This is a genomic window from Natrinema zhouii (genome assembly GCF_013456555.2).
GTDB classification, from domain to species: Archaea; Halobacteriota; Halobacteria; order Halobacteriales; family Natrialbaceae; genus Natrinema; species Natrinema zhouii.
This window is the reverse complement of record NZ_CP059154.1, coordinates 187,813-204,593: the sequence shown is the minus strand read 5'-3', so window position 1 is coordinate 204,593 and position 16,781 is coordinate 187,813. Positions and strand designations below refer to the sequence as shown.

Genomic DNA, 16,781 nt, shown 5'->3' with positions numbered 1-16,781 from the left:
TTCTGCCGGAATCGGATCCGGTCCCTACTTCAGCCGATACGGACTCTCGTCGTCCTCGTCATCGTCGTCCTCGCTCTCGTACGGTTTCCGCGCAGTGATCGTCACGGTCGCTTCGGGGTCGTCCTCGTCGGCCCACGGGCTGTCGTAAGCCGAGAGCTCGAGGTCGGTGACGTCCCATCCCTCCGCTTCGATGAGTTCCACGAGGCGACGCTGGTCCGCGAGCATGTCCTCATCCATATGCGCCTCGTTCGAGCGTGAGCGAAGTATGTCTTCCGTCGGCTGGGAGAGTGATAGTTCCGTGCGGCTACTCGTTCCGTTCGGAGTTCCAGCTCCTGTCGAGCCATGGAAATTCCAGATACTGTACGACACCCGACACTCATAGGCAGCATTCGGTAACCAAAATAGGTTACGAGACCTCGAAATCCCCGGCGTGTTTAAGCGGATCCGGCTGCAACTCGGTAGCATGCTCACCGACGAATTCGGGCGGGAGGTCTCCGGGGTTCGCGTCTCTCTCACCGATCGGTGTAATTTCGACTGCGTCTACTGTCACAACGAAGGTCTCGGGGACACTCGCGGACCGATGGATCCGCAGGACGACGAGATGTCGACCGACGACGTCGTTCGCTTTCTCGAGGTCGCCGCCGAGTTCGACGTCGACGCGGTCAAGTTCACCGGTGGGGAGCCGATGCTGCGACAGGATCTCGAGGAGATAATCGAGCGGACGCCCGATCAGATGGAGGTTTCGCTGACTACGAACGGCACGTTCCTCCCCGGCCGCGCCGAGGCGCTCGTGGACGCCGGTCTCGAGCGGGTCAACGTCTCCCAGGACGCGCTCGATCCGGAGGACTTCGCCGCGGTGACGAAGAGCGGGGCCTACGAGAAGGTCCTCGAGGGCGTCGAGGCGGCGCTCGAGGCGGGGCTGGACCCGGTCAAGCTCAATATGGTCGTCTTCGAGCACACGGCGGGATACGTACCGGAGATGGTCGATCACGTCGCGGAAAACGACGGGCTCCAGCTCCAGTTGATCGAGTACATGCCCGAGCTGACGGGGAAGCCGGAGTGGAACATCGATATCCAGCGAGTCCACGACTGGCTGGCCGAGCAAGCCGACGAGATCGAACACCGGGAGATGCACGACCGGAAGCGCTACTGGATCGGCGGCGACGAGGGGAACAGCGGTGGCATGGTCGAAATCGTCGATCCCGTCGAGAACCCGACGTTCTGTGCGAACTGCCATCGGGTCAGGGTCACCCACGAGGGCTACCTGAAGGGCTGTCTCAACCGCAACGACGATCTCAAGTCGATGGGCGAGATGACTAAATCGGAGATCCGCGAGGCCTTTCGCGATACCGTCGCGGACCGGGTCCCCTACTACGGCGAATACATGATCCAGAACGAGGAGGGGCAGTGGGAAGTCAACGAGAAGTACATCGAAGAGTACGCCGGAGCCTGATTCCGCCCGCGGCACCTTTTACTCACGTTCGTTCCGGCATTTGCTCGAGTCGAATCATCGGGACTCGAACGGGATCAACGGTGGTATCGGCTCGAACGATAGGCGGCCACCTTTCGTTGCCCTTAAGTAGTCGACGGGGGTAGGTCCGGGTGCAATACGTGTAGGGGAGTGATCCCCGAGTCCACACGGGCGATGATAGACAGACGGTGTTGTGGTAGCCAAGCGGCCCAAGGCGCATGGTTGCTAACCATGTGGCGTCAAGCCTCCGGGGTTCAAATCCCCGCCACAACGTCGGACACCTCACTGGCGTTTTCCCGCCAGTCGATTTGCACCGCACGCAGACCAGAGACCAATACACGATACATGAGCGCGGAAGAACCTCAAGAACAAGAAGACGACGAAGACCTCCGCTACTTCGTCCGCATCGGACAAACTGACCTCGATGGGACGAAGTCCGTCGAGCGCTCGCTCTCGGAGATGAACGGGATCGGTCGACGGACCGCCCGACTCATCGCCGAAGAAGCGGGCGTCGACCGAACGGCGACGTTCGGCCGACTCGACGACGACGTCATCGACGGCGTCATCGAGGCCGTGGAGAACTACGCCGACAATGTCCCCGACTGGCTCAACAACCGTCAGGGCGACTTCTACAGCGGCGAAACAACCCACGAGATCGGCAACGATCTCCAGTTGACCCGACAGCACGATATCAACCGGATGAAGATGATCGACTCCTACAAAGGGTCTCGCCACAAGCGCGGCCAGAAGGTTCGCGGTCAGCGAACCAAGTCCACCGGCCGAACGGAGGGCACCATCGGAGTCAACGTCGAAGAGATCCGCGAAGAACAGGCCGAAGAGGCCGCAGCCGCAGCCGAAGAAGAAGAGGACGAGGGTGAATAATGCCACTCGGCACTGACACCAAGCAATACGAGACGCCGAACCACCCCTACCAGGGTGAGCGCATTGCATCCGAACACTCCCTCGTCGACCGCTACGGGCTCTCGAACAAAGAAGAGCTCTGGCGAGCACAGTCCGAGCTTCGCTCCTACCGGCGCGAGGCTCGAGAGCTGCTCGGCCAGGCGCAGGACGACGAAGTCGTCATTCGTCGCTCCGAGGAGTTCCTCAACCGACTCAAACGAGTCGGCATCCTCAACGAGACGGACGAACTCGGCGACATCCTGTCGCTCGAGGTCGAGGACATTCTCGAGCGCCGTCTGCAGACGGTCGTCTACCGGACCGGACTGGCGAACACGCCACAGCAGGCCCGCCAGTTCATCATCCACGGCCACATCGTGGTCGACGGACAGCGCCACCGCGTTCCGTCCTACGTCGTCGACATCGACGAGGAGGATCTGGTGGCTTTCGACGAGACCAGTCCGTTCGCGGACGAACTCCACCCCGAACGCGCGGAGGGTAACCAATGAGCCAGGACGACGACAAATGGGGCGTAGCCCACGTACACGCATCGTTCAACAACACCGTCATGACCGTGACCGACCTCACGGGCGCGGAGACGATCGCCAAGTCCTCCGGTGGGACGGCGGTCAAGCAGAACCGCGACGAGGCGTCGCCGTACGCGGCCATGCAGATGGCCGAGTCCGTCGCCGAAGAGGTCAAAGCGGCCGGCATTACGGGCCTGCACGTTCGCGTGCGCGGCCCCGGCGGCAACCTCCAGAAATCCCCCGGTCCCGGCGCGCAGGCAACGATTCGCGCGCTCGCCCGCTCGGGCATCGAGATCGGGCGCATCGAGGACGTCACGCCGATCCCCCACGACGGATCGCGCGCACCGAAAGGCAAGGGCGGCTACTAGACCATGACAGAGGAGTACGACGTCGAGTTCGTCGAACGCGAGGATCGTGAGGCGCGGTTCCTCGTTCGCGGCGTGACGCCCGCGTTCGCTAACGGCATCCGCCGCGCGATGATCGCCGACGTACCCACGATGGCGATCGACACCGTCCGGTTCGTCGAGAACTCGTCGGTCATGTTCGACGAGCAACTCGCGCTCCGACTGGGGCTCGTCCCGCTGACGACGCCGCCAGTCGGCGAGTTCGCCGAGGACGATACCGTTACGCTCTCGATCGACGTCGAAGGGCCGGACACCGCCTACTCCGGCGATCTCGTTTCGAGCGACGAACTCGTCCAACCCGCGGACGAGAACATTCCGATTATCGAACTCAAGGACGACCAGCGCCTCGAGGCCGAGGCCGACGCCGTGATCGACCGCGGCAAGGACCACGCCAAACATCAGGGCGGGGTCGCGGTCGGCTACCGACACCTCCAGCGCGTGGAGGTCGACGGTGATCTCCCCGAGTTCGAGGACGAGGAGAGTCGGATCATCCGGGGCGTCATCGAGGACGACGGCGAACTCGTGTCGACGAGCGAGTTCGATCACGACCTCTCGAACCGCTACCCGGGCAAGGAAGTCCGAATCGAGGACGTGCCGAACGCGTTCGTCTTCCACGTGGAGACGGACGGCTCGTTCCCGATCGAGGAGATGGTCACGCGGGCCGCGGACACGCTCGCGACGCGTGCAACCGAACTCGAAGACGCAGTACAGCTTTAGACATGAACCGACGCCCCCAACCCGATCAAGGCACGCCGCTCGCCGACGCCGTGAGCAACGAGACCGGCGACAGCGTGCCTGCTGGAATCGAAAGGGGTTTGAAGGGGCGACGGGTAGACGGAAGTGCGAGCAGGGATAGCCAAGTCAGGCCAACGGCGCAGCGTTCAGGGCGCTGTCTCGTAGGAGTCCGCAGGTTCAAATCCTGCTCCCTGCATCACTTCTCTCAAATCGATTCCACCGTCGACGGCGCAGTATCTCGCGTCGTCGACGTTCCAGCAGTTGCAGTATTTGGAGGAAACCAATGAGTAGCAAGACTAATCCGAGGCTCAACGATCTCATCGCCGAGCTGAAGTCGACGTCCCGCGAAACGGACGCCGACGTCTGGCGAGACGTTGCGGATCGACTCGAGAAGCCCCGACGCACCCACGCTGAGGTGAATCTGGGCCGCATCGAGCGGTACGCACGCGAAGAAGAGACTGTCGTCGTTCCCGGCAAAGTGCTGGGATCCGGCGCACTACAGAAGAACGTCACCGTCGCCGCCGTCAAGTTCTCTTCGTCCGCAGAGACGAAGATCGACCAGGTCGGCGAACCGGTACCGCTCGAGCAAGCGCTCGAGGACAACCCCGAAGGGTCCAACATCCGGGTGATTCGATGAGTCTCGCAGAGTTCGACGCAGATCTCGTCGTCGACGCACAGGACTGTATTCTCGGTCGGGTCGCGAGCGAGGTCGCCCAGCGCGCGCTGGACGGCGACCGCGTCGCGATCGTCAACGCCGAGGACGCAGTCATCACCGGCGACGAGGAAGACATCTTCGAGACGTACCGCACGCGGCTAGAACTGGGTTCGGACCGCGGACCCTACTATCCCAAACGACCGGACACGATCTTCAAGCGGTCCGTTCGCGGGATGTTGCCGTACAAGAAAACCCGTGGCCGCGAGGCACTCGACAGCGTCCGCGTCTACGTCGGCAACCCCTACGAGAACGACGACGACCACGAGACGGAAGTGCTCGAGGGGACGTCACTGGATCGGCTGTCGAACATCCGCTTCGTCCACCTACACGAAGTGTCCGAACAGTTAGGTGCTAACGTCACATGGTAACCAACACGAGTGGTAAGAAAAAGACGGCCGTCGCCCGCGCCACGGTGCGCGAAGGCGAGGGTCGCGTTCGAATCAATTCGCAACCGGTCGAACTGGTCGAACCTGAGACGTCCCGACTCAAGATGCTCGAGCCGTTCCGCATCGTCGGCGACGACCTGCGCGGCGAGATGGACATCGATGTCCGCGTCGAGGGTGGCGGCATCAGCGGTCAGGCGGATGCCGTCCGTACCGCCGTCGCACGCGGGATCGTCCAGCACTCGAACGACGCCGAACTCCGCGACGCGTTCATGGAGTTCGACCGTTCGCTGCTGGTCAACGACGTTCGCCAGTCCGAACCGAAGAAGTGGGGCGGCCCGGGCGCTCGGGCGCGCTACCAGAAGTCCTACCGCTAAGGTGATTCAAGTATGATGGTACCGGTCCGGTGTTTCACCTGTGGCAACGTCGTCGCCGAACACTGGGAAGAGTTCGACGAGCGAGCGAACGAGGGCGACGAGGATCCCGAGATGGTCCTCGACGAGCTCGGCGTCGATCGCTACTGCTGTCGGCGCATGCTCGTCAGTCACAAGGACCTCGTCGACGTCGTCTCCCCGTACCAGTAACAATGCAACAACAACAGCACAACCGCTACGAGAAGGCACGCATCCTCGGCGCTCGAGCGCTGCAGGTCTCCTACGGTGCGCCGGTGTTGATCGAGACGGAGCAGACCCAACCGATCCTCATCGCCGCCGAGGAGTACGACGCCGGCGTGCTGCCCTTTACCGTCAAGCGGGGGTACGACCGGAAATGACGCTCATCACCGACATCCGGCTGCGTCGGATCCTCGACTCGCGAGGGAATCCGACGGTCGAAGCCGATGTCGTGACCGAGAGCGGCGGCTTCGGGCGCGCCGCGGCACCCAGCGGTGCCAGCACCGGCGAGTACGAGGCCGTCGAACGGCCGCCGGGCGAGGCGATCGCCGCGGCCCGGGAACGCGCCGTTCCCCGGCTCGTCGGCGAGATCTACGCTGGCAACCAGCGCGACATCGACGCCGCACTCCACGCTGCCGACGGCACGGACGACTTCTCGGAGATCGGTGCCAACAGCGCGGTCGCGATCTCGATGGCCGCTGCGAAAGCCGGTGCCGACGTGCTCGGTGCGCCGCTCTTTCAGCACCTCGGTGGCACGTTCCGCGGCGAGAACTTCCCGATCCCGCTCGGTAACGTCGTCGGCGGCGGCGAACACGCCGCCGACGCGACCGACATTCAGGAGTTCCTCGCCGCACCCGTCGGCGCACCGAGCGTCGAAGATGCAGTCTTCGCGAACGCGGCCGTCCACGCCGCCGTCGCCGACCTGCTCGAGGAACGCGGCGTTCCCTGTGGCAAGGGTGACGAGGGCGCGTGGGCACCGTCGATCGACGACGGCGAGGCCTTCGAAATCGTCGCCGAGGCGGTCTCGCTGGTCCAGGACGAGGTCGGCTTCAATATCGGCTTCGGACTGGACGTCGCCGGCGCTGAACTGTACGATTCCGAGTCGGAAACGTACGAGTACAGCGACCGGAGCCGCGATACGGACGAGCAGATCGCATACATCGCCGACCTCGTCGAGGAGTACGACCTCGTCTACGTCGAGGATCCCCTCGACGAGGACGATTACGACGCCTTCGCCGACCTCACGGACGAAGTCGGCGATCAGACGCTGATCTGCGGTGACGACCTGTTCGTCACCAACACCGACCGTCTCGTCGAGGGTATCGACCGCGGCGCGGCCAACAGCATCCTGATCAAGCCGAATCAGATCGGGACGCTGTCGGACGCGTTCGACGCGATCGAACTCGCGACGGAGAACGGCTACGACTCGGTCGTCTCCCACCGATCGGGCGAGACCGAAGACGCGACAATCGCACACCTCGCCGTTGCGACCGACGCTCCCTTCATCAAAACGGGTACCGTCGGTGGCGAGCGAACTGCAAAGCTCAACGAGCTCATTCGAATCGCAGACGACGCGACATGACAGAAAACGACGCAACCCAGGAAGGGCTCGACGCCGCCGAGGAGGAAATCGACGAGGAGCCAGCCGAAGGGGCTGGCCCCGCCGCCGAGGAGGATGTCGAGCCAGTAGACGAACAGCCCGCCGACACCGAGGGAGCCCCCGCGGTCGACGCTGAACCAGCCGACGACGACGCCGAGGAAGAAGACGCCGGTCCGACCCTCGACGACGACGTTATGTCCGACGAGGAGGCGGACCTGTTGATCCCCGTCGAGGACTATCTCGGCGCTGGTGTCCACATCGGGACCCAACAGAAGACCGAGGACATGAGTCGGTTCATCCACCGCGTCCGAACCGACGGTCTCTACGTGCTCGATGTCTCGAAGACTGACAGCCGTATCCGCACGGCCGCCGACTTCCTCGCGAACTACGACCCGGAGCAGATCTTGGTCACGTCCTCGCGCCAGTACGGTCGGTTCCCGGCGGAGAAGTTCGCCGAGGCAGTGGGCGCACGCGCCCGCACCGGCCGCTTCATCCCGGGAACGCTGACGAACCCGAAGTACGACGGCTACATCGAGCCGGACGTGCTGGTCGTCACCGACCCGATCGGCGACGCGCAGGCCGTCAAGGAAGCCATCACGGTCGGCATCCCGGTCATCGCAATGTGTGACTCGAACAACCAGGTCAGTAACGTCGACCTCGTCGTCCCGACGAACAACAAGGGTCGAAAAGCCCTCTCGGTCGTCTACTGGCTCCTCGCCAACGAGGTCCTCGATCGACGCGGTGCCGAACCGTCTTACTCGCTCGAGGACTTCGAGAGTACGGTCTAACGGTATCGATACCGACGCTGTTCGTTTTCGCGCCGTCTCTTTCTCGAGTGCTATCTCCGGCAATCCGACAAGCGGCAGATATTCTGCTTAGACGGCGTGAGACAGCTGAAACTGTATCCGATCGACCCGACGAGTGCTACCAAACGGGAGTTTAAATCGGGCCTCATAAATCAGTAGAATAATAAGACTTATACATAATTGTTAGAAGACAATAACAATGTCCTCGGCACCCTCCAACCGGGACTGGCGGATCGTCGTCGCAACTGCGATGGTCGTCAGCGCACTTTTCGTTGCCGGCTGTAGCGGCAGCAGCAGCGAGTACACGTCGACGATCAGCGACCCGTCGACCGGCGACGTGATCGATAGCGTCTCCGTCGATACCATCAACCAGCTAGATGGTGCTCGCTTCGATATGGACTACTCGATCAACGCGACCGACAACGCGACGTACTCCCTCGTCGTGTACGAGCGCCAAAACGGCTCGCTCGAATGGGACGGGGTCTACAGCCTCGATCCGAACAGGTATCACACCGGAGTTTCTGTCAACCCACCACTTCCGGACGAACCGCCTGCAACGTATGAGATCAGGATTGAATGCGGCGAGAACGCGACCGTCCTCGACGCCGTTACGGTGACGGTCGGTGTGAGCAGTTCGTGATCTGAGCCAGCATCACCCATACAGTAGCTAAAATCGCCCGACAACGAATTCACTCGAGAAATCGAACTCCGTTTGACCGACGGTCATCTGTGGGAGCAACAGTCCGACTCTGATCGGTTGCCAACCGAGCCGTGGAGACGATGGCGACGACACAGACAGGTATTACTTGCCCTCGGACGAACGGCCGGGCATGACACTCTCGAGCGCTCCCGGGAAGGTATACCTGTTCGGGGAGCACGCGGTGGTTTACGGCGAGCCCGCCGTCCCGTGTGCGATCGAGCGGCGGGCACGGGTCGGCGTGCAACGACGCGACGACGGCAAACTCCGCGTTCGGGCGGACGATCTCAGTCTGGACGGGTTCACGGTCGAGTACGACGGGACGACGGAGGACGGACCCGACATCAACGTTTCGGAATCACTGGTCAGCGCCGCGATGGGGTACGTCGACGGCGCGATCGAGCAGGTCCGCGACGTCACCGGCGAGGACGAGGCCGGCTTCGACGTGACGATCGAGAGCGACATTCCGCTCGGTGCCGGACTGGGGTCCTCTGCGGCCGTCGTCGTCGCCGCGATCGACGCCGCGACTCGAGAACTGGGCGTCACCCTCGAGGCCGAGGAACTCGCCGAGCGGGCCTATCAGACGGAATCGCACGTGCAGGACGGCCAGGCCTCTCGAGCCGACACGTTCTGTTCGACGACGGGCGGTGCGGTCCGCGTCGAGGGCGAGGACTGTCGCACGCTCGAGGCCCCGGACCTGCCGATCGTGATCGGCTTCGACGGTGGGGCGGGCGATACCGGCCAGCTGGTCGCCGGCGTTCGCGAGCTCCGTTCGGAGTACGATTTCGCGGCCGACACGGTCGAAGCGATCGGCGATATCGTCCGGAACGGCGAAGACGCGCTCGCGGACGGCGATATCGAGGAGATCGGTCGATTGATGGACTTCAACCACGGTCTGCTCTCCGCGCTGGGGGTCTCATCGCGCTCGCTCGAGACGATGGTCTGGGCGGCCCGCGACGCGGGCGCATACGGCGCGAAGCTGACCGGTGCCGGCGGCGGCGGCTGCATCGTCGCGCTGGACCCGACGCCCGAGACCGAGACGGCTCTCTCCTTTACGCCGGGCTGTGAGGACGCGTTCCGCGCCGAACTCGCCGACGAGGGGGTGAAGCGGCTCGAATGATCGTCCTGAAACTCGGCGGCAGCGTCATCACCGAGAAGGATCGGCCGGAAACGCTCGACGGCGCGGCCCTCGAGCGGGCGGCCGACGCGGTCGCACAGGCGCTCGAGGCGGGGCTCGAGGACCTCGTCGTCGTCCACGGCGGCGGGAGCTTCGGCCACTACAACGCCAGCGAACACGGCGTCAGTACGACCGAGGGGACGCACGACGCGAGCGCAGTGCTGGACATCCACGGGGCGATGAAAACGCTGAACCAGTTCGTTCTGAGTCGATTGCTCGAGCGGGACATCGATGCGGTACCGGTCCACCCGTTTTCGGCGGCTCATCGCGACGGTGAGGGCCAACTCGATCTGGCGACCGGGCAGATCGAAACGATGCTCGAGGAGGGGTTCGTTCCCGTCCTCCACGGTGACATGATCGCCCACGCCGGCGCGGGTGCGACGGTGATCAGTGGCGACGAGCTCGTCACGGCACTCGCTCGCGACCTCACTGCGAACCGTGTCGGTCTCTGCTCGACGGTTTCCGGCGTACTGGACGAAGACGACGCAGTGATCGATCGGATCGACGACTTCGACGCGGTCGCCGCGGTGCTCGGAGCCAGCAACGCGACCGACGTGACCGGCGGGATGGCAGGCAAGGTCCGAACGCTGCTGGCTCTCGAGGCCGAGGCGTCGATTTTCGGCCTCGACGCGCTCGAGTCGTTCCTCGAGGGGGAGAACCCGGGAACGACGATCGATTGACGGCGATACAGAAGACGGAAGGGAACTACCACGCGCTTCTCTCAGCGGGTCCAGAACCCGCCGGTGAACATGACGAGCACGGGGATGATCTCGAGGCGGCCGATCCACATGAGGAAGATCATCAGGAGTTTCGAACTCGTCGGGAACGCGAGGTAGCTCCCGAAGGGGCCGAGCGATCCGAATCCGGGACCGATGTTCCCGATCGTCGCCAGACTCGCGCTGAACGCCTCGAGCGGCGTCAGCGAGTACCCGATTCGACTGGCATCCAGTGCGATGAGCAGCGCGGCGATACCGAAGATGAACAGGTAGAGGAACGTGAATCCGAGCACGCCGCGAACGGCGTTCTCGTCGACGACGTTGCCGCCGAGGCGGATCGGCCGGACGACCTCGGGATGGGAGGCCGTAAACAGCTCCCGACGCAGGATCTTGAACACGATTAGCCACCGGACGACCTTGACGCCACCACCGGTCGAGCCGGCACAGCCGCCGACGAGCATCGCGAAGAGGAGCACGATTTTGCCCGTCGAGGTCCACTCGGCGAAGTCGCTGGTCGCGTAGCCGGTCGAGTTCAACAGCGACGCGATCTGGAAGGCGCTCTGTCGCAGCGAGTTCTCGAACGTCCCCTCCGTCACGCCGCCGAGTTCCGCCAGTGACGGTGCGGCACCGGTATAGAGAATCGCCGCGAGCAGCACTGTCAACCCGCCGATCGCTCCGATGTAGGCGCGGAACTCGGAGTTGCGAACGAAGCGCTGTCGCTCGCCGCTGAAGACGTGCCAGAACAGGGCGAAGTTGGTCCCGGCGATGACGATAAACGGAATGAACGTCCACTGGACGATCGCGGAGAACGCCGCGACGCTGTTCGCTTCCGGCGAGAATCCGCCTGTCGGGAGCGTCGTGAACCCGTGGGCGATGGCGTTGTAAAGCCCCATGTTGGGGGCCATCCCCGCGAGATGGAGGCCGTAGAGAATGGCGATGAAGACGACGGTAAAGGCGAAGTAGACGAGCCAGAGGATGCGGGCCGTCTCGGCGATTCGCGGCGTGAGTTTCTGTAGCTGCGGTCCCGGCGCTTCGGACTCGACGAGCTGTGCGCCGCTGACCGCGAGCTCCGGCAAGATCGCGACCATCAGGACGATGATCCCCATCCCGCCGAGCCACTGGGTCAGCTGTCGCCACATCATCACGGCGTGTGAATGTTGCTCGAGCGAGATTTTCCCGAGAACGGTCGCCCCTGTCGTCGTAAAGCCGGACATCGATTCGAACAGCGCATTGACGGGATGGGCGAGCGTCGATTCGGTACCCCAGCCCGCGAGCACGTACGGGACTGCGCCGACGATCGCGACGGCGAGCCACGTGATCGCGACGAACAGCATTGCCTCCCGAACCTGCAGGTCCGGATCGGGACTGAGTCGCTCGAGGCCGTGGCCGACGGCGATCGTGAGGGCGATCGTCGCGACGAACGGGAAGACGGGATCGCTGTAGACGAGCGCCACGACGAGTGGGATCACCAATGGGACCGCGAGATACTTCAAGACGGTTCCGACGAGCGCGATGCTGGCGCGCCAGTCAGTTCGGAGCCGCATAGAACACCCCGTTTGCGCAGTCACGTCTGGACACGGTATCTAATGGCATTTTGATTTGATCGTATTAATCCATCGTAAGGCGCTACTCCGTCGCGACGGCGCTCTCGTCCGGGTGGCTGCGAATAACGTCGGCGATCGATCGTCTCGGAGCAGCTGTCTCTGACACTCCGCTCTGAGACGAGGATATATATACGAACTGTGCGTACGTTGACTCATGAGCGTTCGGTTACCAAGCGTTCGTCATCCGCACTCCTTTTACGACGTATTTGGCGTCGTCGCCACTGCGGTGGCGATCACGGCCCTCGTTCTCGCCGTTCGGTACGGATCGGTCATCCGGTTAGAAATGGCCGTTTTCATGACGATCATCTTCCTGTGGGTTGGCTGGGCGATCGAACGGATTCTGGCGGAATCCAGCAAACAATCGAGGCGGCGACAGCGGCGGCGTCCACCGTGGAAATGATTATACTCGCGAGAGCGGCCCGTCATCCGTAATCCGGCATCGATTGGACGATCGACGGATGCTTCGCTCCCGTCACGAGGTCACGGGGGACGATCGAGGTCACTGAAACGATATATTTTCAATCGTCACGCAAGAACACCGACGCAATGTATATCGTCATCGTCGGTGCGGGCGATATCGGGTTGCCGCTCATCGACATCGCGACCCAGTCGGGAAATGAGGTCGTCGTCATCGAAAACGATCCCGAACGAGCGGACGAGATCGCCGGTGAATACGACTGTCTGGTTCTCAACGACGATGCGACGGCTCACAACGCGCTTATAGACGCTGGAATCGAGAACGCGGACGCCATGATCAGTACGACCGACCGGGACGCGACCAACATCATGGTCTGTCTGCTCGCGCAGGAACACGAAGTTCCCAATATCGTTTCGGTCGTTCACGACCCCCAGCACATGAACGTGTTCCGCCAGATCGGCGTCAACACGATGGAAAACCCCCAGGAGCTCATCGCCGAGTATCTCTACCGATCGGTGGCTCGCCCGGCGATCGTCGACTACATGCGAATCGGAGAGGAAGCGGAGGTATTCGAGATCCGCGTCACTGAAAACGCGCCGATCGACGGGAAGAATCTCATCGAGGCAGCGGACGAGGATCTCCTCCCCGAGGACGTCCTGATCGTTGCTATCGAACGCGAAGGAGAAGATCCACCGATTACGCCGCGGGGAAATACGCGTATCGAGGCCGACGATTTACTCACCGTGTATTCGGCATTCGGGGCAGAACCGTCGCTTACGGATGTATTCGGCCATCCAGAAGACCGGGTACGATGACGACCGAATCGAGCGGACGACGGCTCCGTAACCGTCGGTCGCGCCGGTCGGTATCGGATGCCAGAATTCGCGTACACCGGCGGGATTTCAACGCGTATATGATCCCGGGTCGGGCAGTGAGCGACACATGAAAGAGGCGATAGAAACGATCGGTCGGGACCTGGGGCGAATGCTCGAGGCGCTGGCCGGCCTGATGTTCGTCTCCCTTCTCATTCCGATCGTCTGGGGCGAATACTACGCGATTCCTGCACTGATCGTCTCCGGACTGGTTCCGTTGGCCATCGGCTATTTCTTCACGACTAGATTTCGAGAGGCGACCAAACCCGGGAAGCTACACGGGATGATTATCGCCGCGGCAGGGTGGTTCTGCGTCGCGGTCTTCGGATCGTTGCCCTTCTATCTCATCGCGTGGACCGTTGAGTTCTCGCCGACGCTCTTGGGGGCACCCTCCCAGACGACGACGCTCGCGGCGTTTACCGATCCGCTCAACGCACTGTTCGAGAGCATGAGCGGCTTTACCGGCACGGGGCTGACGATGACCGACAACGAGGAGGTCCTGCCACGGACCCTCCAGTGGTGGCGTTCGTTCATCGAGTGGATCGGCGGCGTGGGCGTGATTGTCCTCACGACGGCGATTCTCGCGCGTCCCGGGAGCGGTTCGTTGACCCTCTACGAGAGCGAGGCCCGCTCGGAGCGGATCCATCCGAGCATCGTCTCTACCGTCCAGACGATCTGGTGGATCTTCATCCTCTTTACGTTCGTCTCGATCCTGCTCCTCTGGACCGTCGGGATGCCGATCTGGGGTGCGATCAACCACGGGATGACGGGCCTGGCGACCGGCGGGTTCTCGATCACCGACAACTCGATCGCCACCTACGACAGTGCGGCTATCGACTTCGCACTGCTGCCGGTTATGCTGCTGGGCAGTATCGCGTTCCCGATTCACTATCTCATTCTGCAGGGCGATCTACGGAACCTCTACGCGGACCTGCAGACCCGGTGGGTGTTCATTTACATGAGCCTCGGAACACTCGCTCTCACCGCATTAGTGTACGTCGGCGACACGTACGACTCCGTGTTCACCGCGTTCCGGTACGGGTCGTTCCAGTTCGTTTCGGCCGCCACCTGCGCCGGTTTCCAGACCGCCGTCGACGCGACCAACGTGGCACTGGGACGCTGGACGGCCCAGGCCCAGCTCACCGTGACGTTCGGCATGATCGTCGGCGGTGCGGCCGGATCGACGGTCGGTGGAATCAAACTGATCCGGGCGCTCACGCTGTTGAAGGGAATCAGGTTCCGGATTTCGGACGTGTTCTACCCCGAAACGGCCGTCCGGCGACTGAAAATCAACGGTCGCCGCCTCGACGAACGGGAAATGCGCCAAGAGTTCGAGGAAGCAGCGATCATCGCGTTCCTCTGGTTCGTCTTCCTCGGTATCGGCACGTTCGTTCTCCTCTTGCTACTCCCGCAGGGAGCGTACACGCTCGAGAACGTGATCTTCGAAGTCGCCAGCGCACAGGGGAACGTCGGCCTCTCCGCGGGGATCACTGGTCCGGAATCGCTGCCGACGCTCGGGAAGATCATGTTCCTCTTTAACATGTGGATCGGTCGCCTCGAGATTATTCCCGTCCTCGTGATGGTGCGAGCGGTCTTCCGCCGCGGAGGGATCTACCGATGAGGGTCAACGACCTCCCGATCGTCGGCGATCTGCTCGAATCGGGTGCCGAAGATCGGGTCTTCGATTCGCTCTTGTTCGTCGGTCCGCTCCTGATCCTCTTCATCGCCCTCGTTGGACGATCGATCCTTACTACCGGACTAGCACTCTCCTATGTCGTTTTCTTCACCGCATACGTCCTCTACCGCGGTGTCCGCAACTAGGGACCGTTCGACCCCCTTCGGAAGGGAGAGTTCGAGTGCCCCCTCGAGTCCTAGATCAGTTCGACGACCTCGTCGAGAGCATCCGCGGCGACGAAGATGATCACGTGGTCGCCGGACTGAACGACTGTCTCGCCGCGCGGCGTGATGTGCGTCCCGTCCCGCGAAATCGCACCGATGACGACGCCCTCCGGGAGGTCGTTCGTCGCATCGACGATCTCTCGGTCGACGAGGACGCTCTCCGGGCCGACTTCGATCTCGATGACCTCCGCGAGGTCGTGCTCGAGCATCGCCACCTTCTCGGTGTTGTCCGTCCGGGTGAAACGGACGATTTCCTCCGCGGTTTCCTCTCGAGGGTTGATCGCGACGTCGACGCCGACGGTCTCGAAGAGGTCGGCGTACTCGGGGTTCTCGATGATCGCGACGGTGCGGTCGACGCCGAGGCGGTCGGCGAGCAGGGAGACGAGGAGGTTCTTCTCGTCGCTGTCGAGGGCGGCGATCACGACGTCGGCCTCGCCGACGTGCTCGCGGGCGAGGAACTCCTGATTGGTCGCGTCGCTCTCCATGACCATCGTGTTCGGGAGCGACTCGGCGACCTCGCGGGCCCGGTCGTGATCCCGTTCGATCAGCCGCGGACGAAAGCCGTGGTCCTCGAACTCCCGGGCGGTCTGATATCCGATCTCGCTGGCGCCGACGATGACGACTTCCTCCGCTTCTTCGGGCGTCATAGCGACTTCGTTGGCGAAGTCGTTGATTGAATCCGGGCTCCCGATCACGACGACCCGATCCCCGGCCTGAATAACGGTGTCACCTCTGGTGACGACCATCTCGTCGTCCCGGAAGATCGCGGCGAACGTGAGCGAATCGTAACAGTCGGCCTCGCTGACGGTTCGATCTGCGATCGGGCTGTCCACCGGGATGTCGAACTCGGCCATGCGAATGAGTCCGCCGGCGAACGTGTCGACGTCGTGCGCGCTCGGCAACCCGGAAATCCGGAAGATGGCCTGGGCGGTCAGGAGGTCGGTACAGACCATGAAATCGACGCCGAAGGCTCCCTTCGAGCCCTGCCACGTCTCGAGCAGCGTCCGGCGACGCACTCGTGCGATGGTAAACACGTCGCCCGCGGCCTTCGCCGCGCCACAGACGACCGCGTTCGTCTCGTCGTTATCCGTACAGGCGATGACGAGCCCCGCTTGCTCGAGACCGGCCTCGCGGAGCGTCTCGAGGTCGGTTCCGTCGCCGCGGATCGTGAGCACGTCGAGCGAGTACGTGAGTTCCTCGGTGACGTCGCCGTCGCTATCGATCAGGGCAACGTCGTGGGTGTCCTCCAGGTTGGCGGCGATCGAACGACCGACCTCGCCGGCCCCGACGATGATTACGTACACGACGGTCCCTCCGAAATCATAGCTATTGAAACCGATTTCGGGCCGACCGGCAAATGAATTGCGGTGTCAAAAGGAAACTGAGAGCGGGCCCAAAACGCGCTAAACCGACAGCACGGGCGACACTACGCCGGTCGAGAGAACCCACTGCGTTTTTAACACCCGGG

The 16,781-nt window shown here is 62.9% G+C and carries 22 protein-coding genes and 2 tRNA genes; 21 read left to right on the top strand and 3 right to left on the bottom strand.

All coding sequences use genetic code 11. The annotated features are described in order from the left end of the window. Nucleotides 1-24: 24 nt before the first annotated feature. Nucleotides 25-237, bottom strand: coding sequence for a hypothetical protein (locus HYG81_RS19790; RefSeq protein ID WP_180841427.1), 213 nt, complete (start codon nt 235-237; stop codon nt 25-27). A 226-nt stretch (nt 238-463) separates the two neighbouring features. Between HYG81_RS19790 and moaA the strand changes: the two genes are divergently transcribed. The 17 genes from moaA to HYG81_RS19705 all read left to right on the top strand — a co-directional run bounded on the left by moaA (nt 464) and on the right by HYG81_RS19705 (nt 10,484). After that, nucleotides 464-1,453 (top strand): GTP 3',8-cyclase MoaA, encoded by a 990-nt coding sequence (gene moaA / locus HYG81_RS19785; RefSeq protein WP_180841426.1) that lies wholly within the window; start codon nt 464-466, stop codon nt 1,451-1,453. 208 nt (nt 1,454-1,661) lie between these two features. Continuing rightward, nucleotides 1,662-1,744 (top strand) — tRNA-Ser (locus HYG81_RS19780). Between the two features lie 72 nt (nt 1,745-1,816). After that, on the top strand, nt 1,817-2,353 hold the full coding sequence (locus HYG81_RS19775; protein ID WP_180841425.1) for a 30S ribosomal protein S13: 537 nt from the start codon (nt 1,817-1,819) through the stop codon (nt 2,351-2,353). Next, on the top strand, nt 2,353-2,877 hold the full coding sequence (locus tag HYG81_RS19770) for a 30S ribosomal protein S4 (RefSeq protein WP_180841424.1): 525 nt from the start codon (nt 2,353-2,355) through the stop codon (nt 2,875-2,877). The genes HYG81_RS19775 and HYG81_RS19770 overlap by 1 nt, the downstream gene beginning before the upstream one ends. Beyond that, complete coding sequence (locus HYG81_RS19765; RefSeq protein ID WP_148860386.1) at nt 2,874-3,263, top strand: 30S ribosomal protein S11; 390 nt, start codon at nt 2,874-2,876, stop codon at nt 3,261-3,263. The genes HYG81_RS19770 and HYG81_RS19765 overlap by 4 nt, the downstream gene beginning before the upstream one ends. A 3-nt stretch (nt 3,264-3,266) precedes the next feature. After that, entirely contained in the window at nt 3,267-4,016 is a 750-nt protein-coding gene (locus HYG81_RS19760) for a DNA-directed RNA polymerase subunit D (RefSeq protein WP_180841423.1), read from the top strand. A gap of 129 nt (nt 4,017-4,145) precedes the next feature. Then, nucleotides 4,146-4,230: transfer RNA gene (locus tag HYG81_RS19755), tRNA-Leu, on the top strand. Nucleotides 4,231-4,317: 87 nt separating this feature from the next. After that, entirely contained in the window at nt 4,318-4,671 is a 354-nt protein-coding gene (locus HYG81_RS19750) for a 50S ribosomal protein L18e (RefSeq protein ID WP_180841422.1), read from the top strand. Next, a complete protein-coding gene (locus HYG81_RS19745; RefSeq protein WP_180841421.1) occupies nt 4,668-5,117 on the top strand; it encodes a 50S ribosomal protein L13 in 450 nt (149 codons plus the stop codon). Before HYG81_RS19750 ends, HYG81_RS19745 begins: the two co-directional genes overlap by 4 nt. Continuing rightward, entirely contained in the window at nt 5,111-5,509 is a 399-nt protein-coding gene (locus HYG81_RS19740) for a 30S ribosomal protein S9 (protein WP_098726866.1), read from the top strand. The genes HYG81_RS19745 and HYG81_RS19740 overlap by 7 nt, the downstream gene beginning before the upstream one ends. Nucleotides 5,510-5,521: 12 nt before the next feature. Then, nucleotides 5,522-5,716, top strand: coding sequence for a DNA-directed RNA polymerase subunit N (locus HYG81_RS19735; RefSeq protein ID WP_180841420.1), 195 nt, complete (start codon nt 5,522-5,524; stop codon nt 5,714-5,716). Between the two features lie 2 nt (nt 5,717-5,718). Next, nucleotides 5,719-5,904: a DNA-directed RNA polymerase subunit K gene (locus tag HYG81_RS19730; protein WP_006184680.1), complete on the top strand. Its 186-nt coding sequence runs from the start codon at nt 5,719-5,721 to the stop codon at nt 5,902-5,904. Beyond that, complete coding sequence (eno, locus tag HYG81_RS19725) at nt 5,901-7,106, top strand: phosphopyruvate hydratase (protein ID WP_180841419.1); 1,206 nt, start codon at nt 5,901-5,903, stop codon at nt 7,104-7,106. The genes HYG81_RS19730 and eno overlap by 4 nt, the downstream gene beginning before the upstream one ends. Beyond that, entirely contained in the window at nt 7,103-7,912 is an 810-nt protein-coding gene (gene rpsB / locus HYG81_RS19720; protein ID WP_180841418.1) for a 30S ribosomal protein S2, read from the top strand. The genes eno and rpsB overlap by 4 nt, the downstream gene beginning before the upstream one ends. 217 nt (nt 7,913-8,129) lie before the next feature. Next, nucleotides 8,130-8,570, top strand: a complete 441-nt coding sequence (locus HYG81_RS19715) for a hypothetical protein (RefSeq protein ID WP_180841417.1) — start codon at nt 8,130-8,132, stop codon at nt 8,568-8,570. Nucleotides 8,571-8,760: 190 nt separating this feature from the next. Continuing rightward, nucleotides 8,761-9,747, top strand: coding sequence for a mevalonate kinase (gene mvk, locus HYG81_RS19710; RefSeq protein ID WP_180841416.1), 987 nt, complete (start codon nt 8,761-8,763; stop codon nt 9,745-9,747). Continuing rightward, the gene (locus tag HYG81_RS19705) at nt 9,744-10,484 is read left to right on the top strand and encodes an isopentenyl phosphate kinase (RefSeq protein ID WP_180841415.1); all 741 of its coding nucleotides are present in this window, start codon (nt 9,744-9,746) and stop codon (nt 10,482-10,484) included. Before mvk ends, HYG81_RS19705 begins: the two co-directional genes overlap by 4 nt. Before the next feature lie 41 nt (nt 10,485-10,525). Here the strand turns inward: HYG81_RS19705 and HYG81_RS19700 are convergent, their stop codons facing one another. Next, entirely contained in the window at nt 10,526-12,064 is a 1,539-nt protein-coding gene (locus HYG81_RS19700; RefSeq protein WP_180841414.1) for a TrkH family potassium uptake protein, read from the bottom strand. A gap of 214 nt (nt 12,065-12,278) precedes the next feature. On the opposite strand from HYG81_RS19700, the gene HYG81_RS19695 reads away from it, so the two are divergent. The 4 genes from HYG81_RS19695 to HYG81_RS19680 all read left to right on the top strand — a co-directional run bounded on the left by HYG81_RS19695 (nt 12,279) and on the right by HYG81_RS19680 (nt 15,235). Then, nucleotides 12,279-12,524, top strand: a complete 246-nt coding sequence (locus HYG81_RS19695; protein WP_226777510.1) for a hypothetical protein — start codon at nt 12,279-12,281, stop codon at nt 12,522-12,524. A 146-nt stretch (nt 12,525-12,670) separates the two neighbouring features. Beyond that, on the top strand, nt 12,671-13,357 hold the full coding sequence (locus HYG81_RS19690) for a potassium channel family protein (protein ID WP_180841413.1): 687 nt from the start codon (nt 12,671-12,673) through the stop codon (nt 13,355-13,357). A gap of 127 nt (nt 13,358-13,484) precedes the next feature. After that, nucleotides 13,485-15,035, top strand: a complete 1,551-nt coding sequence (locus HYG81_RS19685; protein WP_180841412.1) for a TrkH family potassium uptake protein — start codon at nt 13,485-13,487, stop codon at nt 15,033-15,035. Further along, complete coding sequence (locus HYG81_RS19680) at nt 15,032-15,235, top strand: hypothetical protein (protein ID WP_180841411.1); 204 nt, start codon at nt 15,032-15,034, stop codon at nt 15,233-15,235. The genes HYG81_RS19685 and HYG81_RS19680 overlap by 4 nt, the downstream gene beginning before the upstream one ends. 50 nt (nt 15,236-15,285) lie before the next feature. Here the strand turns inward: HYG81_RS19680 and trkA are convergent, their stop codons facing one another. Continuing rightward, on the bottom strand, nt 15,286-16,617 hold the full coding sequence (trkA, locus tag HYG81_RS19675; RefSeq protein ID WP_180841410.1) for a Trk system potassium transporter TrkA: 1,332 nt from the start codon (nt 16,615-16,617) through the stop codon (nt 15,286-15,288). Nucleotides 16,618-16,781 lie beyond the last annotated feature (164 nt).

Bases quoted from the DNA above. Each gene is read 5' to 3' on its own strand.
- HYG81_RS19790 (WP_180841427.1), bottom strand. From the start codon at position 237: ATGGATGAGGACATGCTCGCGGACCAGCGTCGCCTCGTGGAACTCATC.
- HYG81_RS19680 (WP_180841411.1), top strand. From the start codon at position 15,032: ATGAGGGTCAACGACCTCCCGATCGTCGGCGATCTGCTCGAATCGGGT.
- HYG81_RS19775 (WP_180841425.1), top strand. From the start codon at position 1,817: ATGAGCGCGGAAGAACCTCAAGAACAAGAAGACGACGAAGACCTCCGC.
- HYG81_RS19745 (WP_180841421.1), top strand. From the start codon at position 4,668: ATGAGTCTCGCAGAGTTCGACGCAGATCTCGTCGTCGACGCACAGGAC.
- HYG81_RS19690 (WP_180841413.1), top strand. From the start codon at position 12,671: ATGTATATCGTCATCGTCGGTGCGGGCGATATCGGGTTGCCGCTCATC.
- HYG81_RS19760 (WP_180841423.1), top strand. From the start codon at position 3,267: ATGACAGAGGAGTACGACGTCGAGTTCGTCGAACGCGAGGATCGTGAG.
- mvk (WP_180841416.1), top strand. From the start codon at position 8,761: ATGACACTCTCGAGCGCTCCCGGGAAGGTATACCTGTTCGGGGAGCAC.
- HYG81_RS19695 (WP_226777510.1), top strand. From the start codon at position 12,279: ATGAGCGTTCGGTTACCAAGCGTTCGTCATCCGCACTCCTTTTACGAC.
- HYG81_RS19705 (WP_180841415.1), top strand. From the start codon at position 9,744: ATGATCGTCCTGAAACTCGGCGGCAGCGTCATCACCGAGAAGGATCGG.
- HYG81_RS19770 (WP_180841424.1), top strand. From the start codon at position 2,353: ATGCCACTCGGCACTGACACCAAGCAATACGAGACGCCGAACCACCCC.
- HYG81_RS19740 (WP_098726866.1), top strand. From the start codon at position 5,111: ATGGTAACCAACACGAGTGGTAAGAAAAAGACGGCCGTCGCCCGCGCC.
- HYG81_RS19715 (WP_180841417.1), top strand. From the start codon at position 8,130: ATGTCCTCGGCACCCTCCAACCGGGACTGGCGGATCGTCGTCGCAACT.
- HYG81_RS19730 (WP_006184680.1), top strand. From the start codon at position 5,719: ATGCAACAACAACAGCACAACCGCTACGAGAAGGCACGCATCCTCGGC.
- HYG81_RS19700 (WP_180841414.1), bottom strand. From the start codon at position 12,064: ATGCGGCTCCGAACTGACTGGCGCGCCAGCATCGCGCTCGTCGGAACC.
- HYG81_RS19750 (WP_180841422.1), top strand. From the start codon at position 4,318: ATGAGTAGCAAGACTAATCCGAGGCTCAACGATCTCATCGCCGAGCTG.
- eno (WP_180841419.1), top strand. From the start codon at position 5,901: ATGACGCTCATCACCGACATCCGGCTGCGTCGGATCCTCGACTCGCGA.
- moaA (WP_180841426.1), top strand. From the start codon at position 464: ATGCTCACCGACGAATTCGGGCGGGAGGTCTCCGGGGTTCGCGTCTCT.
- HYG81_RS19685 (WP_180841412.1), top strand. From the start codon at position 13,485: ATGAAAGAGGCGATAGAAACGATCGGTCGGGACCTGGGGCGAATGCTC.
- HYG81_RS19765 (WP_148860386.1), top strand. From the start codon at position 2,874: ATGAGCCAGGACGACGACAAATGGGGCGTAGCCCACGTACACGCATCG.
- HYG81_RS19735 (WP_180841420.1), top strand. From the start codon at position 5,522: ATGATGGTACCGGTCCGGTGTTTCACCTGTGGCAACGTCGTCGCCGAA.
- rpsB (WP_180841418.1), top strand. From the start codon at position 7,103: ATGACAGAAAACGACGCAACCCAGGAAGGGCTCGACGCCGCCGAGGAG.